Below are 17,722 nucleotides of genomic sequence, written 5' to 3' on the forward strand. Positions count from 1 at the left end.
TTATTTTTCCAACATTCTGATGAATAATAATAAAGTTGTTTGAAATTCGGCTTTGGAGATATTTTCAAATACGTTCAACATACAAACTAAGCTAAGGTAATTATAAATGAAAGTGTCCTATTACTATTTCAAAAAACACCTAAAGCTATATTTTTAGTAATCTTCTTGACTATAACGCTACGTCATAGTGCATAATTTTAACTATATTAAAAAAGGAGTGAAAGAAATGAATATAAAGCCCTTACGATCAGATAAAATATATCGAAAAATTTTACAAGCTCCAAAAGAGGAAAAGGTTGAGTTATACAGACAAGAAATGTTGGCCCCGTTTATGGGGAAATGGGAAATTCAACATATTCCTTTTAAAGCTGAGGAGCCAAATGGTTTTGATGTTATTACAATGAATAATATAATGAACATTTCTCCTAATCAGATTACAAATGAGATTACACCAGAATTAGAAATGATTTCGTCTGATTCTTTTTGGTCTGAGTGTAAAGAAGCTGTTAGGAAAAGCCTTTATTTATTTAGAGAGCATGATATCAACCCACGTGTATCTGATTACTTATTCACGATTTTATTAGGGGATCCAAAAAGCCCTTCATTAATGTTAAATGAAGGATATAGTGGTGATGGAGGTATTCCTGGCTTTTTATTGTGTACACTTGTGCCAAATGAATACACAATACCTCGAATGAAAGCTGCTTTAGCACACGAATGTAATCATAATGTTCGATATCAATTTATTCAGTGGGACCATACTGTTACTTTGGGTGAATTAATCGTTAGTGAAGGGATAGCGGAAAACTTTGCTACTTCTATTTATGGGGAAGATCTACTCGGTCCTTGGGTATCGAAAACAACTATGGAAATGCTTAATAGACATATTAAACCTGTGCTCAAGGAACAATTACATTTAACAGGATTTGATAAAATTGCACCGTATCTTTACGGTGACGAATTAGCAAAACTTCAAAACTATATGCCAGTCAATATGTCTTATGCTGCTGGTTATGCCTGTGGATATTATTTAATTAAATATTATTTGGAAAAAACAGGTAAAAATATCTTTGAAGCCACAATAACTCCGGCTAATCTAATATTAGATGAAATAAAAGGATTTTGGGATGAAGAAACAATTATTAACAGTTAAAGATATTGTCCAAATCACAGGCATAACAAGAAGAACCTTACAATATTATGATAAAATAAATTTATTAAAGCCAATCTACTTAACAGATAATGGTTATAGACTCTATGATAGGAACAGTTTAGCAAAGCTTCAAACGATTCTATTTTTTAAGGAAATGGAATTTTCTCTAAAGGAAATTGCGGATGTTTTGAAACTTACGAGAGAAGAACAGCAACAATTATTAAAGAAGCATAACCAAACTTTATTGTTAAAAAAACAACGTTTAGAAACAATTATTACTGCGGTGGATGAATATGTATCTGGAAAGGATATCTACAATTTGAATATTTTTAATAATTCATCCATTTTACCATTACAAGAACAATATGCTCATGAAGCAAAATTCATCTATGGAGAAACAGAAGAATACAAAGAATTTGAGGGGAAACTGAAAAAACTCTCTCCTAGTGAAAAAGCGAGCTTATTTCATGAATTCGAACAAAAAATGGAAAGAGTATTTAGAAAAATTGCTTCTTATATAAATCAATCACCTACTTCTGATGAAGTACAGCAATTAATTGTAGTGTGGAAAAGTTATCTAGAACAATCTATTGTATGTGACTCTGAAATGTTGACATGTATTGCAAATACGTATAAATCTGATAATCGATTCAAAAATTATATTAATCAATTTAGTAATGAAGACTTAGCTGAATTTTTATATGACGCTATTATACATTATATCAATCAACAGAAGCATTAATTTCATACTTTTTAATACAACATATAAATAAAAGGTGGTGTAATTGAAATTTTACACCATCTTTTTAAATAACTTTATTTGCTTTTAAACAACTTTATTATATGGGGTGGTTGGTGGTTGGAAGATCTGCACGATAATTAATTTAATGAATTAGATAACTAATAAGAGAGGGTTAAATGAGTATATACAAAACACAATTTGGAAGAGAAATGTCACTAAACCTTTATGATGCTCAATTGAAGAAATTGGAATATTCATGTAAGGATGTTTACGTTCATAGTCGTTTTGGAAGAACACATATCATTGAAACTGGCAATCTATCGGGTGAACCATTGTTAGTATTTCATGGAGGGAATAGTACGACTGCCTATAATTTATTAATATACAGATTTCTGCTTAAGGATTTTCATATCTATGCGGTTGATATTATCGGCCACCCTGGAAAAAGTGATGAGGTTAATCTCTCTCCTCGCAATTATGATTATGGAAAGTGGGCAAGTGATGTTATAACAGCGCTTGGATTTGATAAAATAGCTTGTTTTGGGGCTTCATTTGGAGGCGGAGTTCTGGCAAAACTGATGTGTACCGCACCAGAGAAAGTAAAAAAATCCGTATTAATTGTGCCATCAGGGATTAACAATGCCTTTCCAATCAGTACTGTAAAAATGATGATACCACTACTCAAATATAAATTAACGAAGAAAGAAAAATATATAAAAAAAACAGCCTTATTTATGGCTATTAAAGAAGAAATTCTTGATAAAGATACTTTAGATATGGTGAAAGATAGTTTTGATCATGTAAAAACAAAAGTAGGGATGCCATCCAATGTGAGTGAACATTTAATGCAACAGTGTAAAGCACCGACGCTTATTATGGCAGCAGAAAAAGATTGTTTATTTCCAGCGAAAAAAGTATTACCAAGAGCCCAAAGAATCATACCAAATAACACGGCTCATATGTTAAAAGGGTGCGGACACATGCATATGATGCCAGATCTAGAAAAGAAAATGATCGTTGATTTTTTAAATGTTTAGTAACTCTAAAGTCTGATCATTTTTTCCGGAACCTTCTAATGGTAGTATCGGTCATTCTTTTTCAAGACAGGCTGGCCAAGAGAAACCTTTAACGAATGGTTAAATAGGTGTGAAAAAAAGATACCATCAAAATATAGAGAGGGCATTAAAGCAAATGCTGATAATCTCTTTACTGAATTAGAAAAGTACGGTATTAATGCTATTGCTCAAAATGTAGTAATTTAAAAGTCAATCGGTCTATAAATTTTAATTTTGGTGGTGGGTTAAGATGGATTTTATTAATAATAAACAGAAAATAGCTCCGTTTTTTTGGGTGGATCATGATAGGGGCTCTGCGTCGTTATGCTTAGATGTTGGGGAATATAAGCAAGAGATTTTTGATACACGTTCTGATGAGGGATTTGAAGGAGGAGGTTATGATTGGGAATCCTTGGCGATTGTCTTTCTTGAAGAAGAGATGCCCGAACTAAAGGGTATCGTCAAGTTTGATTCCGAAGCTAGCATGTTTTGTGCATATTCCTTCGATAAAAAAGCATTAAAGAAGTTTGCTATTTTATTTAAAAATACGTGTGAAGATGAATCTACTATTACGGATTTATTTTCTCGTGCAGAATTGGATTAAACGGTTTATTTTCAGATTGTTTAAAATTTTTTTGGGGCGAAACATGCGTTAGTGAAGACAATTAATGAAGAAATTAAACAAAATCCTCTTTATGGAATGAAAACAGCTTGTTAACATAAATCAACAAGCTGTTTTTTAAAATTATAGTGAATAGCCGCTATCCCGTTATTTTTACCAGCCACGTACGTATTGTACTGGAGGTTGCACTTCTTCTCCTAATTCCTTAGCAGCATGAAGTGACCAATAGGGCTCGCGCAGAAGAACGCGTGCTAGGAAGATTAAGTCAGCACGATTGTTTTGTAAAATTTCCTCTGCTTGAATGGCAGTCGTAATAAGGCCGACTGCACCTGTTGGGATATCAGCACCATGCTTAACCGCTTCAGCATGAGGTACTTGGTAGCCTGGAAAAACATTTATACGAGCTTGCACAACACCACCTGTAGAAACATCCACTAAATCGACACTCTGTGATTTCATCCAGCGACTGAAGACGATAAAGTCATCCATTGTAGTACCATCTTCTGCATAGTCTTCAGCGGAAACGCGCACAAGTAAAGGACCTTCCCAAACACTACGAATAGCATCGATGACTTGACGTAATAATCGATAACGATTTTCTTGAGAGCCACCATACTGGTCATTGCGTTTATTCGTTGCTGGTGATAAAAATTCACTAATTAAATAGCCATGTGCTCCATGGATTTCTAGAACATCGAAGCCTGCTTTAGTTGCTCGAATAGCTGCTTGCTTAAATGCGTCTATTACATATTCAATGTCTTCTATTGTCATCTCAGTCGGCGTTTTATAAGCATCGCTAAATGCAATGGCTGATGGTGCAAATATTTCTCCATCTACAGTTGCTTTACGTCCAGCGTGTGCAAGCTGGATGCCGGTTTTTGCTCCGTAAGCCTTCATTCCTTGAACTAATTGACTTAAACCTTCGATATGAGCATCATCCCAAATTCCGAGATCGTTACTAGATATACGACCTTCTGGTACAACACCAGTAGCTTCGACAATGATTAAACCAACTTGACCAGCAGCCCGGGTTGCATAATGTACTTGGTGGAATGGTGTGACAAGCCCATCATCCTGTGCCGAGTACATACACATTGGTGCCATCACAACACGATTTTTTAAAGAGATAGTTTGTAATTGATAAGGTTCGAATAATTTAGCCAACATAAAGCCCCCTAATCCCTAGTGATATACTTTTATTTTGCACCCATTATTTACTATTTGCAAGTGAACGAGATCGAGCTTCTGCTTCTTTAATACATGCTTCTATCGCTTCATTAAATTGATATTGTTCAAGAGCCTTTATTCCAGCTTCTGTTGTACCGCCAGGACTTGTTACTTTACGGCGTAATACATCAGGTTCATCGACGGATTGCTTTAGCATTTCTGCAGTACCAGCAAGTGTTTGCGTCATTAATAGTCGTACTATATCCTTTGAGAGACCCACCTTTGTACCCACCCGTTCAAATGCCTCCATTAAATAATAAATGTAAGCTGGGCCACTCCCTGAAAGTGCAGTGACAGCATGTAATTGATCTTCATCCACCTCAATTACTGAACCAACCGCCTCTAATAGCTGTAAGAAAATGGAGCGCTGTTCTGCAGTCACTTTGTCATTAAATGCAATTCCACTAGCAGACATCCCAATAGTAGCAGAAGTGTTAGGCATAACGCGTGCGACTGGGCGAGCACCTAAATGTTCTATAATAGTAGTAATAGCGATACCGGCTAAAATAGAAAGAACGGCAGATTGTTCTGTAATTTTAGATTTTAGCTCACGCATCGCTGCAATGGCATCTTTTGGCTTCATCGCTAAAATGATTAAATCAGCGTGCTGATAAATATCATGGTCAATATTGCAATTGACACCATATGTGTCGTGTAAAAAATGTAAACGGTCTTTGTCTGAGCGATTGGTGACGTAAATTTCTTGCGCAGTAAATACTTTTTCTTTAATCCAGCCTTGTATCAAGGCCTCTGCCATAGAGCCGGCACCTATAAATAGTATTTTTTTCATAATAAAACCTCCAGTTCTCAAAATCAATTTCGCCTTGGCGTAATTGTAGCTGCCGCTTTGCTTTCGCTACAGAAAACATCTGTTGCTGTCGCTACGCTTTCGGTACAAAAGACATTTATAGCTGCCGCTACGCTTTCGCTACCAAAACATTTGCTGAATGAAAATAAAAAAAAGCGCTCTCGTCCTTATATAGAAGGACGAAAACGCTGTTGTTTCCGCGGTACCACCTTTGTTTGCCAATTGGCACAACTCATAGCCCTTTTATCGCAAGGGGAACGGTTATGTTTTCATAACTGCTCAGAAGTAGGTTCGGTAATGGGAGTGGGTGATGTTACTTTCAGCAAATGTAACATTCTCTAAGACACCTTCACCAATTACGTACTTGGCTTCATCAACGCATAAAAATAATTAGATTATTCAAAATTATATTGGTAATACGTCAACCTGTCAACAGAAGGGTGACGAAAAGAAGAAAAACTTGTAAAATAGAATGAATCAGTATTCACTAGTTGCATAAAAGGGGGAAACAGCTTTTGTCTACATATAAAATAGAAATACCAACACCCTATGATGTAGGAGATGTAAATGCATTTGTTGTCAAAGGCGATGCATTGACAATTTTTGATGTTGGTCCAAAAACAATGGAAGCCTATGATGCGCTAAAATGGGGTATTCGTGCAGCGGGCTATGACATGAGAGATATTGAACAGGTTGTGTTAACCCATCATCATCCAGATCATGCAGGTTGGGTGGATGCCTTTCCAAACGCAGAAATTTTAGGGCATGCCTATAACGATAAATGGCTTAGTCATGACGAGGATTTTTTACGTTACCATGTGCAGTTTTACAGTGAACGCTTATTTGAGCACGGTGTTCCTCAAGAATATATCCAGCCGAGTGTACATGTCCGCCGTGAAATAGAGCTTGTAGGTGAACGACCATTAACACAAATTCTTAACGATGGGGATGAAGTACCAGGACATCCTGGATTAAAGGCTATTGAAACGTTAGGACACGCACAAAGCCACTTAATCTTCTGGGATGAAAAAACGCATCATGTAATAGGTGGAGATTTATTGCTTGAAAAAATAACGCCAAACCCGTTAATTGAGCCACCACTAGACCGTACATTAGGACGTACGAAATCAATACTACAATATAATGAATCGCTAGAAATATTACGACAATTACCAGTTAAAACAATGTATACAGGACATGGTGCAGAGTTGCAGAATATTCCTGATTTAATTGATAAACGATTAGAACGCCAGCATCAACAAGCTTTGAAGGTTTGCGAATTATTTGGTGATGAATCATTAACTGCTGTACAAGTAACGAAGCGTTTTTACCCAGCAGTTTTTCAACGTCAGCTTGGTCTGACACTGTCTAAAACGCTCGGCTATTTAGATTACTTAGAGGCCAACAATTTGATTACATCTACAAAAACTGAAGAAGGTATTTATTTATTTCAAAGGAAGTAGGTGTAAACATGAGCGTGAATAAAAAGACTATCTTCGTGACCGGTGCAACAAGTGGTGTTGGTCTAAAAATTACAGAATTATTAGTAGCGCAAGGGCATTCGGTCTATGCGACAGGACGCAATACAGTGGCATTGAAAGCTTTAGAGCGTGTAGGCGCAAACGTGATCCAAGCAGATTTAACTAATATTACTACAATAGATAAAGTATGTGCTCAGCTACCGCCTCTTGATGTAGCTATTCTATCTGCCGGTGTAGGTAAATTTGGCATGGCACCTGACTTATCAGATGATGCTATTAGACAAATGGTTGAGTTAAATGTCACTGTACCGATGTATTTAGCAAAACGATTAGCGACCCCTATGATACAACGTCAGCAAGGTCAGCTCATCTTCATCGGTTCACAAGCAGGAAAGGTAGCGACACCTAAGGTTAGTGTTTATGCTGCTACTAAGCATGCGATTGTAGGCTTTACGAATGGGCTTCGCATGGAACTGGCTCCGTATAATGTGAAAGTCACAGCGATACATCCAGGTCCAATCGATACACCATTTTTAGACAAGGCAAGTGATGAAAGTGGCTATCGAGAGTCTTTAGGAAGGTTTTTATTAACCGCTGATGAAGTGGCACAAGCTACGATAAAAACAATCGAGCGCCCTGTCCGAGAAGTTAATTTACCATGGATCATGGGCTTAACAAGCAAGCTATATGCAATGGCACCTGCAACCGTTGAATTTTTAGGTAAATCATTTTTTAATAAAAAGTAAAGAAAAACTCAATAAAATAATATTAATCAAACTGTAAACATACTTAAGTAAGAATTGAGTGTGTCTACAGTTTTTTTATGGCTCTACACCAAAACGTGTGATTGATTTCTTTGATAGAAAGAGCTTGTTTTTCGATAAAAGCCCAAAAAGTTTCGATAAAATGAGATTTTGTTTCGATAAAAGCCCAAAAAGTTTCGATAAAATGAGATTTTGTTTCGATAAAAGCTCAAATAGTTTCGATAAAGAGCGATTTTGTTTCGATAAATCTTTAAAGTATTCCTATAAAACGAACGAAAGGAGCTTTAGCGATTCTGTTTTGGGGCTCGACACTAAAACAGTTCACAAAGATTACCTTGCTGAGACAACTTTTTTTTTATGCCGGGCAAGTCCGTCAACTAGGTGATGAAAGTTCGCTGTGGGCGTTAGGATATGCGAACCCCTCGTTTTGCAGAAGAGCCATGTACTATCCCGAAATTTATACTATATACATTCACGTTGCGAGTAAAAAATCGTTTTTCCGAGTAAAAATATTCATCGTTTGTACAAGCACTTAAAGTATTGGAATGACACACTTTTTACAATAAACATAAAAGTCTATCAATTTATAAAAATACACTTGTTTTTATTTTTATAACATGATACTATTCGTGTATAAACTTTTAGTTGAATGTATAAACATACATATCTTATAGATTAATTGGAGGCGCATTTTTTATGGCAAATAAAAAAGTAGTATTAGCATATTCAGGAGGTCTTGATACTTCTGTAGCAATTCCGTGGTTAAAAGAACAAGGTTGGGATGTTATTGCAGTGTGCCTTGACGTTGGTGAAGGTAAGGACCTTGAATTCGTAAAAAATAAAGCTCTTCAAGTAGGAGCAATTGAATCATATATGGTAGATGCGAAGGATGAGTTTGCTGAAGAATATGCATTAATCTCACTACAAGCTCATACTTGGTACGAACAAAAATATCCGTTAGTATCGGCACTTTCTCGTCCATTAATTTCAAAAAAATTAGTGGAAATTGCGAACCAAGTAGGTGCGGACGCAGTAGCGCATGGTTGCACAGGTAAAGGGAATGACCAAGTTCGTTTCGAAGTTTCTATCAAAGCGTTAAATCCGGACCTAGAAGTATTAGCACCTGTACGTGAGTGGGGCTGGAGCCGTGATGAGGAAATCGAATATGCAATGGAACATAATGTGCCGATTCCTGCAACGTTAGATTCACCGTTCTCTATCGACCAAAACTTATGGGGTCGTGCAAATGAAGCGGGCGTAATGGAAGATCCATGGGTATCTCCACCAGAAGAAGCATATGGTTTAACAGTTGCTGTGGAAAATGCTCCAGATGAAGCGGAGTACGTAGAACTTGAATTCATTGCTGGTAAGCCAGTAGCTTTAAACGGTAAAGAAATGAAGCTTGCTGATTTAATCCAAGAGCTAAATGCAGTAGCTGGTGCACACGGTGTTGGTCGTATCGATCACGTAGAAAACCGTTTAGTTGGTATTAAATCACGTGAAGTATATGAAATTCCAGGGGCAAAAGTGCTATTAACGGCTCACAAAGAGCTTGAAGATTTAACACTTGTAAAAGAGTTAGCACACTTCAAACCAGTCATTGAGAAAAAATTATCTGAATTAATTTATGATGGTTTATGGTTCTCTCCATTACGTGTAGCACTGGAATCATTCCTTGCTGAATCACAAAAATTTGTGAACGGAACTGTACGCGTGAAGCTTTATAAAGGTCATGCGATTGTGGAAGGGCGTAAATCTCCAAATTCACTTTATAGTGAAAAACTAGCAACATACTCTAAAGAAGACCAATTCAACCATGCTTCAGCAGTAGGCTTCATCGAATTATGGGGTCTGCCAACAGTGGTTAACTCTTCTGTAAATAAATAAAAACTAATTTTGACAAGCAAGGTGTAGGATAGCTTTGTGCTATGCTGCACCTTTTTAACTTCTTTCAGCGGGTGTCCAACCACCCGCTGAAAGAAGTTAAAGCCTCCGGCGGATGTCACTGAATTCGGAAAGGAGTTCACATAGGATGTTAGCCTAAAATCATCGCATCCATGCGATAACGGCTAACTGACCTGCATCCTGCAGGCCTAAGCACAAAGCCGATTCTGGACGCAATTATGCCGAGGCAAAATTGATAAAAAAGAAATGAAGGAAAAGGTGAGCTGTTATGACAAAACTTTGGGGCGGACGTTTCCAAAAATCAGCAGAAGCATGGGTGGACGAGTTCGGCGCATCGATTGGCTTTGACCAACAGCTTGTTCTAGAAGACCTTGAAGGTAGCGTAGCACATGTTACGATGCTTGGTGCAACAGAAATTTTACCTGCAGCTGACGTAGAGGCAATTCTCGGTGGACTTGCACAATTACAAGAAAAAGCCATTGCAGGTGAGCTTGAATTTACAGTTGCTAATGAAGATATTCACTTAAATCTGGAAAAAATGCTCATTGATTTAATTGGTCCTGTAGGTGGTAAGCTTCACACAGGCCGTAGCCGAAATGACCAAGTAGCAACGGATATGCATATTTTCTTGAAAAAACGTGTGAAGGAAGCAATCGGTTTAATGGAGACATTCCAAAAGACATTGCTAGAAAAGGCAGAGGAGCATGTGGAAACAATTGCTCCAGGCTATACCCATTTACAACGTGCGCAACCAATCTCATTTGCGCATCACTTAATGGCCTATTTCTGGATGTTAGAACGTGATAAACAACGTTTTACGGAGTCGCTTAAACGTATCGATATTTTGCCATTAGGTGCAGGTGCCATGGCGGGGACAACTTTCCCAATCGACCGCTTAAAATCCGCGGAGCTTTTAGGCTTCAGCGAGGTTTATGCGAACTCTATGGATGCAGTAAGTGACCGTGATTTTATCGTTGAATTTTTAAGCAATTCATCATTATTAATGGCGCATTTATCTCGTTTTGCAGAGGAAATTATATTGTGGTCTACAGATGAATTCAAATTTATCGAATTAGATGATGCCTTCTCAACAGGTTCTTCTATTATGCCACAAAAGAAAAATCCTGATATGGCTGAGTTAATTCGTGGGAAAACGGGACGTGTTTACGGGAACTTAATGGGTTTATTAACAGTTCTTAAAGGAACACCGTTAACATACAACAAAGATATGCAGGAAGATAAAGAAGGTATGTTCGATACAGTCCATACAATTCTTGGTTCTCTAAAAATCTTTGAAGGTATGATTCGCACGATGACTGTCAATACAGAGCGTTTGCACCAGGCAGTACACTCTGACTTCTCCAACGCTACGGAGCTTGCAGATTATCTAGCAACAAAAGGTATGCCTTTCCGTGAAGCGCATGAAGTGACAGGAAAACTTGTATTCACATGTATTCAAAAGGGCATCTACTTATTAGATTTACCGCTTGAAGACATGAAAAAAGAAAGTGAACTTATCGAAGCGGATATTTACGATGTATTAGCACCTGAAGCTGCCGTTCGTCGTCGTCATTCATTAGGTGGTACAGGATTTGATCAAGTAATAATCCAAATCGAAAAAGCAAAATCTTGTCTTGCATAACCATTATTTTAGCGTGCATGTCCTTGTGACTTTGCATAGATATTCATTAAAGCTGTCCAGTGAGGCACTATGAAAAAAACTTTCCTTTTTTGTTAGAGCCAGAGGGTGAAACGAAAAAAGAGACCCTTACATATGTGAAGGACAATCCCCAATTCTGGAGACGCGGAATTGGGGTTTTTGTGTAATGAAAGGATAATGGGAGGGATTTTCAATGAATGAGCGTTTTTCAAAGGGGTACGAAACAATTAAACAGTATGTGACAAAGGAAGAAGCGGCAAGAATGATTGAGGCAGATGCACTAGCTGACATCGCACCAGATTTACGCAAAATGATTATAGAATTTGCCTATGGGGAAGTTTATTCAAGACCAGGGCTAGATGCAAAAAGCCGTGCACTTGTCGTCATTACAGCCGTAGTAACTCAAGGTGCTGCTCCGCAAACAAAAACTCATATTAAACGTGGTTTACATGTAGGTTTGACACAAACAGAAATTGTGGAAGCACTATTACAATTAGTGCCTTATATAGGTTTTCCACGTGTGCAAAACGCTTTAACTATAGCGCAACAGGTTTTTAATGAAGAAGCGTAAAATTTCTTTGTCGTTTCAAGCTATATGAAGGCACTTTAATAAAAATGCGCATTACATGAATAAACACTTGTGAAACGGTTCATATTAAGAACGGAACCACTTATTAATCTAATGTGATTAGGAGGATGTAGAATGAGTAGTCAAACACCCAAAGACCAGGAATCTCAGGAAAGTCCGCCACAGTTGTATTAGGTGAGCTTCTAAAAAATCTTAAGCATTTGGTGAGGCAGAGGATATTCTGTTTTGCTGTAGCTTAAGAAGAAGCAAAAAACAATACAGATATAATCAATAGAAATAAGTGTTCTTGGATCCAGAATTTTTCTGGGTCCTTTTTTTATTTCTTTTAACTGTCGTTAAATACACACTTTATTTAGAGAATTTGACTTTTTCAGAAAACTGTATTACTCTAAGCATGACAGATTTCTGTTTGGTGATAAGCGATACAGATGGGAGGGGTAAGATGAATATTCATTTAGATCCAAGCAGTGAATTACAGCTCTACAAACAGTTAGCGAATCAGTTAATTGAGTTAATTGCTAAGGGAGAGCTTAAGAACGGTGATATATTACCTTCAGTTCGTTCAATGGCTACGGATTTGGGTATTAATGTAAGTACGGTAAGTAAAAGCTATCATGAACTTGAAGATAAAGGGTTAATCGAATTAAAGCCGAAAGCAAAGGCTATCATTATCGGTGGTCAAAAAAAAGAGCTGGAAGAGACGGAAGTTGAAAAAGTAGAAAATGCTTTAAAGCCAATTATGGCAGAGGCATTTGCACGTGGTCTCGAAAAAGATCAGATGACAAGTTTGATTCATCGAATTTTAAAACAATGGAAGTAGGGAAAATATGCTTTTTATTGTAAGCATTTTTGTCTTCGTAGGAGTTCTGGAAACAGTAAAACCATATTTAACGAGAAAAACATCAGTGTTTGGCGTTTCAATTCCAGAGCCCTATGTGCAACATCAGCAATTACAAATATTTAAAAAGCACTATAGTATGTTGGTAGGGAGCATAGCAGCTACATTTCTTTTAGGCCAAATTTTGTTACTATTTACGTCCATTCTGGAAGAGAGATTTGTTTTACTTTCCTTTATATTACTATATGTCATGCTACTCCTATCAACTGCTCTTTATATGTCTTATCATATAAAAACAAAAAAATTAAAAAAACAAGAAAATTGGGAAGCACATGTCAAAACTGTTTATGTGATGGATTTATCTATACGAGATAGAGATGAAGTACTCTCACCTACATTTTTCACATTACCAATTATAATCACTTTAGCATTGATCACTTTTACCTTTATGAATTACAATGCCATCCCGGATGTATTTGCAACCCATTGGAATTCAGCAGGTGAGGTCGACGGTTGGACTGAAAAAACATGGATCTCAGTTATTGTAATGCCGCTTATTTTACTAGGGACACAAATTAGCTTTTTCATCATGAGTATAGGTATGAAAAGTGCCAAAATACAATTAAGCGCACAGGCGAAAGAAGCATCGGTTAAAAGAGAGCTTACACAGCGTAAATATGGTAGCTGGTACTTAGCTGCGATTAATTATAGTATGACCATTCTTCTTGTTGTTTTACATTACACGACAGTGATTTTAAAAGATCAAACAGCTCCTTACTTCTTCCCTCTTTTTATCGTTTTTATGATCGTCTCTTTAGGGGGGCTTAGCCTCTTCATTTGGAAGTTAAGTAAAAGTAATGAGCACTTTGATGATTTACATACAAACGAAACAGCTGCAGCAGATGATCGATACTGGAAATGGGGTATAGTTTACATCAATAAAAATGACCCTTCATTATTAGTGCAAAAGAAACACGGTGTTGGTTGGACTGTGAATTTGGCGAATAAATGGAGCTATATCATTTTACTTGTCATATTTTTGCCAATCTTGTTAGTCATTTTCATATAGAGGGAGAGATTTTATGAAAAAACTATTATTTTTATGTTGTGCACTCTTATTATTAGCAGCATGCGCTCAGAAGGAAGACAACACAAAGGGGAAAGAGACGAAAGGGGACAATAAAATGAATGAACAGCTAGTAGATAAATGGGAAGGGAATATTGAGATACCAAACGGAGCACTTCCAATTATTGTTGAATTGCAGAAAGATAGCGGGAAATTATCAGTACCTGCACAAGGACTATCCAATTATCCATTTAAAAGCATTAAATACGATGGTGATCAAGTGAGTGTTTCGATCAACTTAAATGGCTCGGCTATTGAAATTAACGGCACATTAAAAGATGGACAAATTGAAGCAACATTTCAACAAAATGGTGGTAAATTCCCACTTGTCTTAAAACCATTCAAAGAACAACCAGAACAACCAGTTACGTATGAAACGTTAAAGATTCCCGTTCAAGATGGTGAGTTAACAGTGGCAATTGAAAAGGCCAGCAAGGAGCCATCTCCAGTTGCACTTATCATAGCAGGCTCAGGTCCAACTGATAAGGATGGAAATTCAGCCATAGCTGGTAAAAATAATAGCTTAAAAATGATTGCAGAAGGATTAGCAAAAGACGGTATTGCTACGGTTCGCTATGATAAACGTGGGCTTGGCGATAACAAGTCCCTCCTAACAAAGGAAGAGGATATTACTTTTGACCAATACGTAGATGACGCAGTTCAAGTAATTAATACCCTTTTAGCTGATAAAGCTTATTCAAGTGTTCATATTATTGGACATAGCGAAGGCTCACTGATTGGTTTGCTAGCAGCACAAAAAGCAAATGTAGAGTCCTTCGTTTCCATAGCTGGTGCTGGAAGACCAATAGATGAAATTTTGTTAGAGCAATTAAAAGCTCAATTATCACCAGAGCTTCTAAAAGAATCGACAGATACTCTTGCATCTTTGAAAAAAGGCGAGCTAGTGAAGGACGTTTCGCCAGAATTACAATCTCTTTTCCGTTCTTCCATTCAACCGTATATGATTTCATGGTTAAAATATAACCCTGCAAATGAATTAGCGAAAGTGAATAGCCGAGTTTTAATTATTCAAGGAACAACCGACATACAAGTAGTTGCAACTGATGCAGAAGCGTTAAAGAAAGGTAAACCAGATGCCAAGCTTGTATATATGGATGGAATGAATCATGTGTTAAAAAATGCTCCAGCAGATCGCGCGAAAAATTTAGCGACGTATTCAGACCCATCATTACCACTTCATAAAGAATTGCTGCCAGCCATTCAGCAGTTTATTTTAAATGAAAAGTAGAGACTAATCATCATGAATGTCATTGTTTGGTTTATCATAATGACTCCGTTCCTAATCTTTGCAATTGTTATATCACAAGGAAAAGGTGCATTTTTAATTTCTTTCAGCAGGTGTCCAAACAACTGCTGAAAGAAATTAAAGCCTCCGGCGGATGTCACAGAATCGGAAAGGAGTTCTTAGGGGATGTTAGCCTAAAATCATCGCATCCATGCGATAACGGCTAACTGACCTGCATCGGTAAAAACGCCACGTCCTGTGGCATTACAGAAATGACCGACATCGTGTCGGCCCTCGTGCAGGTCTAAGCACAAAGCCGATTCCGGACGCAATTATGCCAAGGCATAATTGATTAGCGGGCTATAATACGATGTCCGATAGTGAGAAAGAGAAATATAACGAAAAAGCACTTGCGATATTTATGGGCAAAGTGATGTCCGTCTACTGTTTTTGATTACTATTATGGGGACTGAACGAGCTATTTAAAACGGATGGGCATTTATCATCAGGCTCGTTCTCTTTATAGGTCTTACTATTTTCACACTTGTGTAAACCAGTACACGTAATCGTTTTAAAAAATAAGTTTCTATACAAGGTGAACTACGCGAAGAGGATGAATACCCGCGAAAAGGGTAGATCTCGCGCGAAGAGGATGAATACCCGCGGAAACAAGGTAAATACCCGCGGAAGCAAGGTAAATACCCGCGAAAGCAGGGAATACCCGCGAAAAGGGTAGATCTCGCGTGAAGAGGATGAATACCCGCGGAAGCAGGGGAAATCCGCGAAAGCAGGGTGAATACCCGCGGAAGCAGGGGAAATCCGCGAAAGCAGGGTAAATACCCGCGAAAAGGGTAGATCTCGCGCGAAGAGGATGAATACCCGCGGAAACAAGGTAAATACCCGCGGAAACAGGGTAAATACCCGCGGAAGCAAGGCGAATACCCGCGGAAGCAGGGTGAATACCCGCGGAAGCAGGATGAATACCCGCGAAAAGGGTAGATCTCGCGCGAAGAGGATGAATACCCGCGGAAACAAGGTAAATACCCGCGGAAGCAAGGCGAATACCCGCGGAAGCAGGGTAAATACCCGCGGAAGCAGGGTAAATACCCGCGGAAGCAAGGCAAATACCCGCGGAAGCAGGGGAAATCCGCGAAAGCAGGGTAAATACCCGCGGAAGCAAGGAAAACCCGCGAAAGCAAGGGCAAATCCCGAGCGAAGAAGACCAATCCGCGCGGGAACAAAGTAATGCACATACGAAACAGATTAGAAAATAACGAAAAGAGTATGCTCAAAATCAAAAAATCATGAGCATACTCTTTTCGTTTTTAGGCATCCTTTCACCTTCTGTATGTGGGCAAGTTATCGATGATCGTTGTTAAAACGTATACAATGTTTATTCATTGATAAGAGCGATGAGACTCAGAGCAGGGCGGTTCATTGGACGCTTAAATCAACCTCACGTTCATTATATTTTGAAACAATTACTACCATTTTATCGTACAATAACTAAGCAAGGAGAGATATAATTCAATTCATTCAAGTTGAATGAAATAGCACGATGAATCGAATTCAACTAAATTAAAAAGAAGGTGTTCTTATGTACAGCATTGGGAAATTTTCGAATCTGTGTAATGTCCCAGTAAAAACTATTCGTTACTATAGCGATATTGGGTTACTCGAGCCATCTTTTATAGATGAAGTGACAGGCTATCGTTATTATGATTACGATAAAATGAAAGAGCTGAATACTATTCAGGTTCTAAAAGACTGTCATTTTTCATTAAAAGAAATTGAACAGGTTCTAAAAGGGAAAAATGATAAGCAAGATTTAAAGCTAAGATTACATAAAAAAGTTCAGGAATTAGAGCATCAACAAGAAATAATCGCTGAACAAATTCAAAATATTGTCCAAGTAAAAAATTCTATTAAGAACGCTGAGATATTTAATCCAAAGCCAACATTATCAAGTTGTTACATAGAAAAACGACCAAAAATACAGGTGCTTTCCATCCGTGAAAAAATCAATATTATTGAAATGGATAGGCTAGTACAAAAATTATTTGAACGAATTTATGCCTATCAATTTGAGATAGAAGGGAAGCTTACTGCAATTTTTCATCAACAGGACAAGAAGCAAAATGTAGCAGATGTTGAACTATTGGTGCCAATAAAAGCAACTCAACTGGCGGAGTATATTAAAGTAATACCGGAAGGCAGGTATGCTTGTATAAATATAAAGGGACCGTATTCAGAGTTGAATTTTGGCTATAGTCGCTTGCAGGAATGGCTTACGGAGCAATCCCTTAAGACAGAAGGAATGTTTATGGAGCAATACATAAAGGGGCTAATCCCATCCGAAGTAGTAAACTCAATTAATATCAAACCAAATATTGAGTTACATCCAAATGATTTTTTGACAAAAGTGTTTGTGAAAATAAGAAACTAGCTAAACTCTCCAGTAGATGGAGACTTTATTCTGTATTTAGCAAGGGAAATGCGTGGTTAA

16 protein-coding genes are annotated in these 17,722 nt (G+C 37.6%); 14 read left to right on the forward strand and 2 right to left on the reverse strand.

Annotated features, from left to right (window positions below; genetic code table 11):
- Positions 1-226 precede the first annotated feature (226 nt).
- The 4 genes from ACQKMI_RS13150 to ACQKMI_RS13165 all read left to right on the forward strand — a co-directional run bounded on the left by ACQKMI_RS13150 (position 227) and on the right by ACQKMI_RS13165 (position 3,554).
- Positions 227-1,153 carry a DUF2268 domain-containing protein gene (locus ACQKMI_RS13150; protein ID WP_427489542.1) on the forward strand — a complete coding sequence of 309 codons (927 nt, stop codon included), beginning with the start codon at positions 227-229 and terminating at the stop codon, positions 1,151-1,153.
- Positions 1,128-1,895, forward strand: a complete 768-nt coding sequence (locus ACQKMI_RS13155) for a MerR family transcriptional regulator (protein WP_427489544.1) — start codon at positions 1,128-1,130, stop codon at positions 1,893-1,895. The genes ACQKMI_RS13150 and ACQKMI_RS13155 overlap by 26 nt, the downstream gene beginning before the upstream one ends.
- A gap of 176 nt (positions 1,896-2,071) precedes the next feature.
- Complete coding sequence (locus ACQKMI_RS13160) at positions 2,072-2,932, forward strand: alpha/beta fold hydrolase (protein ID WP_427489546.1); 861 nt, start codon at positions 2,072-2,074, stop codon at positions 2,930-2,932.
- 268 nt (positions 2,933-3,200) lie between these two features.
- Positions 3,201-3,554, forward strand: coding sequence for an immunity 51 family protein (locus tag ACQKMI_RS13165; protein ID WP_427489548.1), 354 nt, complete (start codon positions 3,201-3,203; stop codon positions 3,552-3,554).
- Between the two features lie 171 nt (positions 3,555-3,725).
- On the opposite strand, the gene namA is transcribed toward ACQKMI_RS13165, so the two are convergent.
- On the reverse strand, positions 3,726-4,736 hold the full coding sequence (gene namA / locus ACQKMI_RS13170) for an NADPH dehydrogenase NamA (protein WP_427489550.1): 1,011 nt from the start codon (positions 4,734-4,736) through the stop codon (positions 3,726-3,728).
- A gap of 46 nt (positions 4,737-4,782) precedes the next feature.
- On the reverse strand, positions 4,783-5,589 hold the full coding sequence (gene proC, locus ACQKMI_RS13175) for a pyrroline-5-carboxylate reductase (protein WP_427489552.1): 807 nt from the start codon (positions 5,587-5,589) through the stop codon (positions 4,783-4,785).
- A 533-nt stretch (positions 5,590-6,122) separates the two neighbouring features.
- Here proC and ACQKMI_RS13180 point away from each other — a divergent pair.
- From ACQKMI_RS13180 to ACQKMI_RS13225, 10 genes are all read left to right on the forward strand, one after another.
- On the forward strand, positions 6,123-7,070 hold the full coding sequence (locus tag ACQKMI_RS13180) for an MBL fold metallo-hydrolase (RefSeq protein ID WP_427489554.1): 948 nt from the start codon (positions 6,123-6,125) through the stop codon (positions 7,068-7,070).
- An 8-nt stretch (positions 7,071-7,078) separates the two neighbouring features.
- Entirely contained in the window at positions 7,079-7,834 is a 756-nt protein-coding gene (locus tag ACQKMI_RS13185) for an SDR family NAD(P)-dependent oxidoreductase (protein ID WP_427489556.1), read from the forward strand.
- A 714-nt stretch (positions 7,835-8,548) separates the two neighbouring features.
- Positions 8,549-9,739, forward strand: coding sequence for an argininosuccinate synthase (locus ACQKMI_RS13190; protein WP_427489558.1), 1,191 nt, complete (start codon positions 8,549-8,551; stop codon positions 9,737-9,739).
- A gap of 286 nt (positions 9,740-10,025) precedes the next feature.
- Positions 10,026-11,399, forward strand: a complete 1,374-nt coding sequence (argH, locus tag ACQKMI_RS13195) for an argininosuccinate lyase (RefSeq protein ID WP_427489560.1) — start codon at positions 10,026-10,028, stop codon at positions 11,397-11,399.
- A gap of 211 nt (positions 11,400-11,610) precedes the next feature.
- On the forward strand, positions 11,611-11,988 hold the full coding sequence (locus ACQKMI_RS13200) for a carboxymuconolactone decarboxylase family protein (protein ID WP_427489562.1): 378 nt from the start codon (positions 11,611-11,613) through the stop codon (positions 11,986-11,988).
- A 460-nt stretch (positions 11,989-12,448) separates the two neighbouring features.
- Positions 12,449-12,826: a GntR family transcriptional regulator gene (locus ACQKMI_RS13205; RefSeq protein ID WP_427489564.1), complete on the forward strand. Its 378-nt coding sequence runs from the start codon at positions 12,449-12,451 to the stop codon at positions 12,824-12,826.
- Positions 12,827-12,833: 7 nt separating this feature from the next.
- Positions 12,834-13,913, forward strand: coding sequence for a DUF1648 domain-containing protein (locus ACQKMI_RS13210; RefSeq protein ID WP_427489566.1), 1,080 nt, complete (start codon positions 12,834-12,836; stop codon positions 13,911-13,913).
- Positions 13,914-13,926: 13 nt separating this feature from the next.
- Positions 13,927-15,219: an alpha/beta hydrolase gene (locus ACQKMI_RS13215; RefSeq protein ID WP_427489568.1), complete on the forward strand. Its 1,293-nt coding sequence runs from the start codon at positions 13,927-13,929 to the stop codon at positions 15,217-15,219.
- A 367-nt stretch (positions 15,220-15,586) separates the two neighbouring features.
- Positions 15,587-15,670 (forward strand): hypothetical protein, encoded by an 84-nt coding sequence (locus ACQKMI_RS13220; RefSeq protein ID WP_427490103.1) that lies wholly within the window; start codon positions 15,587-15,589, stop codon positions 15,668-15,670.
- A 1,143-nt stretch (positions 15,671-16,813) separates the two neighbouring features.
- The gene (locus ACQKMI_RS13225; protein WP_427489570.1) at positions 16,814-17,662 is read left to right on the forward strand and encodes a MerR family transcriptional regulator; all 849 of its coding nucleotides are present in this window, start codon (positions 16,814-16,816) and stop codon (positions 17,660-17,662) included.
- Positions 17,663-17,722: the final 60 nt, after the last annotated feature.

This window comes from Lysinibacillus sp. NPDC097214 (genome assembly GCF_050277945.1).
Taxonomy (GTDB): domain Bacteria; phylum Bacillota; class Bacilli; order Bacillales_A; family Planococcaceae; genus Lysinibacillus; species Lysinibacillus xylanilyticus_B.

Bases quoted from the DNA above. Each gene is read 5' to 3' on its own strand.
- ACQKMI_RS13215 (WP_427489568.1), top strand. From the start codon at position 13,927: ATGAAAAAACTATTATTTTTATGTTGTGCACTCTTATTATTAGCAGCA.
- ACQKMI_RS13165 (WP_427489548.1), top strand. From the start codon at position 3,201: ATGGATTTTATTAATAATAAACAGAAAATAGCTCCGTTTTTTTGGGTG.
- ACQKMI_RS13220 (WP_427490103.1), top strand. From the start codon at position 15,587: ATGTCCGATAGTGAGAAAGAGAAATATAACGAAAAAGCACTTGCGATA.
- ACQKMI_RS13185 (WP_427489556.1), top strand. From the start codon at position 7,079: ATGAGCGTGAATAAAAAGACTATCTTCGTGACCGGTGCAACAAGTGGT.
- ACQKMI_RS13150 (WP_427489542.1), top strand. From the start codon at position 227: ATGAATATAAAGCCCTTACGATCAGATAAAATATATCGAAAAATTTTA.
- argH (WP_427489560.1), top strand. From the start codon at position 10,026: ATGACAAAACTTTGGGGCGGACGTTTCCAAAAATCAGCAGAAGCATGG.
- ACQKMI_RS13200 (WP_427489562.1), top strand. From the start codon at position 11,611: ATGAATGAGCGTTTTTCAAAGGGGTACGAAACAATTAAACAGTATGTG.
- proC (WP_427489552.1), bottom strand. From the start codon at position 5,589: ATGAAAAAAATACTATTTATAGGTGCCGGCTCTATGGCAGAGGCCTTG.
- ACQKMI_RS13190 (WP_427489558.1), top strand. From the start codon at position 8,549: ATGGCAAATAAAAAAGTAGTATTAGCATATTCAGGAGGTCTTGATACT.
- ACQKMI_RS13225 (WP_427489570.1), top strand. From the start codon at position 16,814: ATGTACAGCATTGGGAAATTTTCGAATCTGTGTAATGTCCCAGTAAAA.
- ACQKMI_RS13155 (WP_427489544.1), top strand. From the start codon at position 1,128: ATGAAGAAACAATTATTAACAGTTAAAGATATTGTCCAAATCACAGGC.
- ACQKMI_RS13205 (WP_427489564.1), top strand. From the start codon at position 12,449: ATGAATATTCATTTAGATCCAAGCAGTGAATTACAGCTCTACAAACAG.
- ACQKMI_RS13160 (WP_427489546.1), top strand. From the start codon at position 2,072: ATGAGTATATACAAAACACAATTTGGAAGAGAAATGTCACTAAACCTT.
- ACQKMI_RS13210 (WP_427489566.1), top strand. From the start codon at position 12,834: ATGCTTTTTATTGTAAGCATTTTTGTCTTCGTAGGAGTTCTGGAAACA.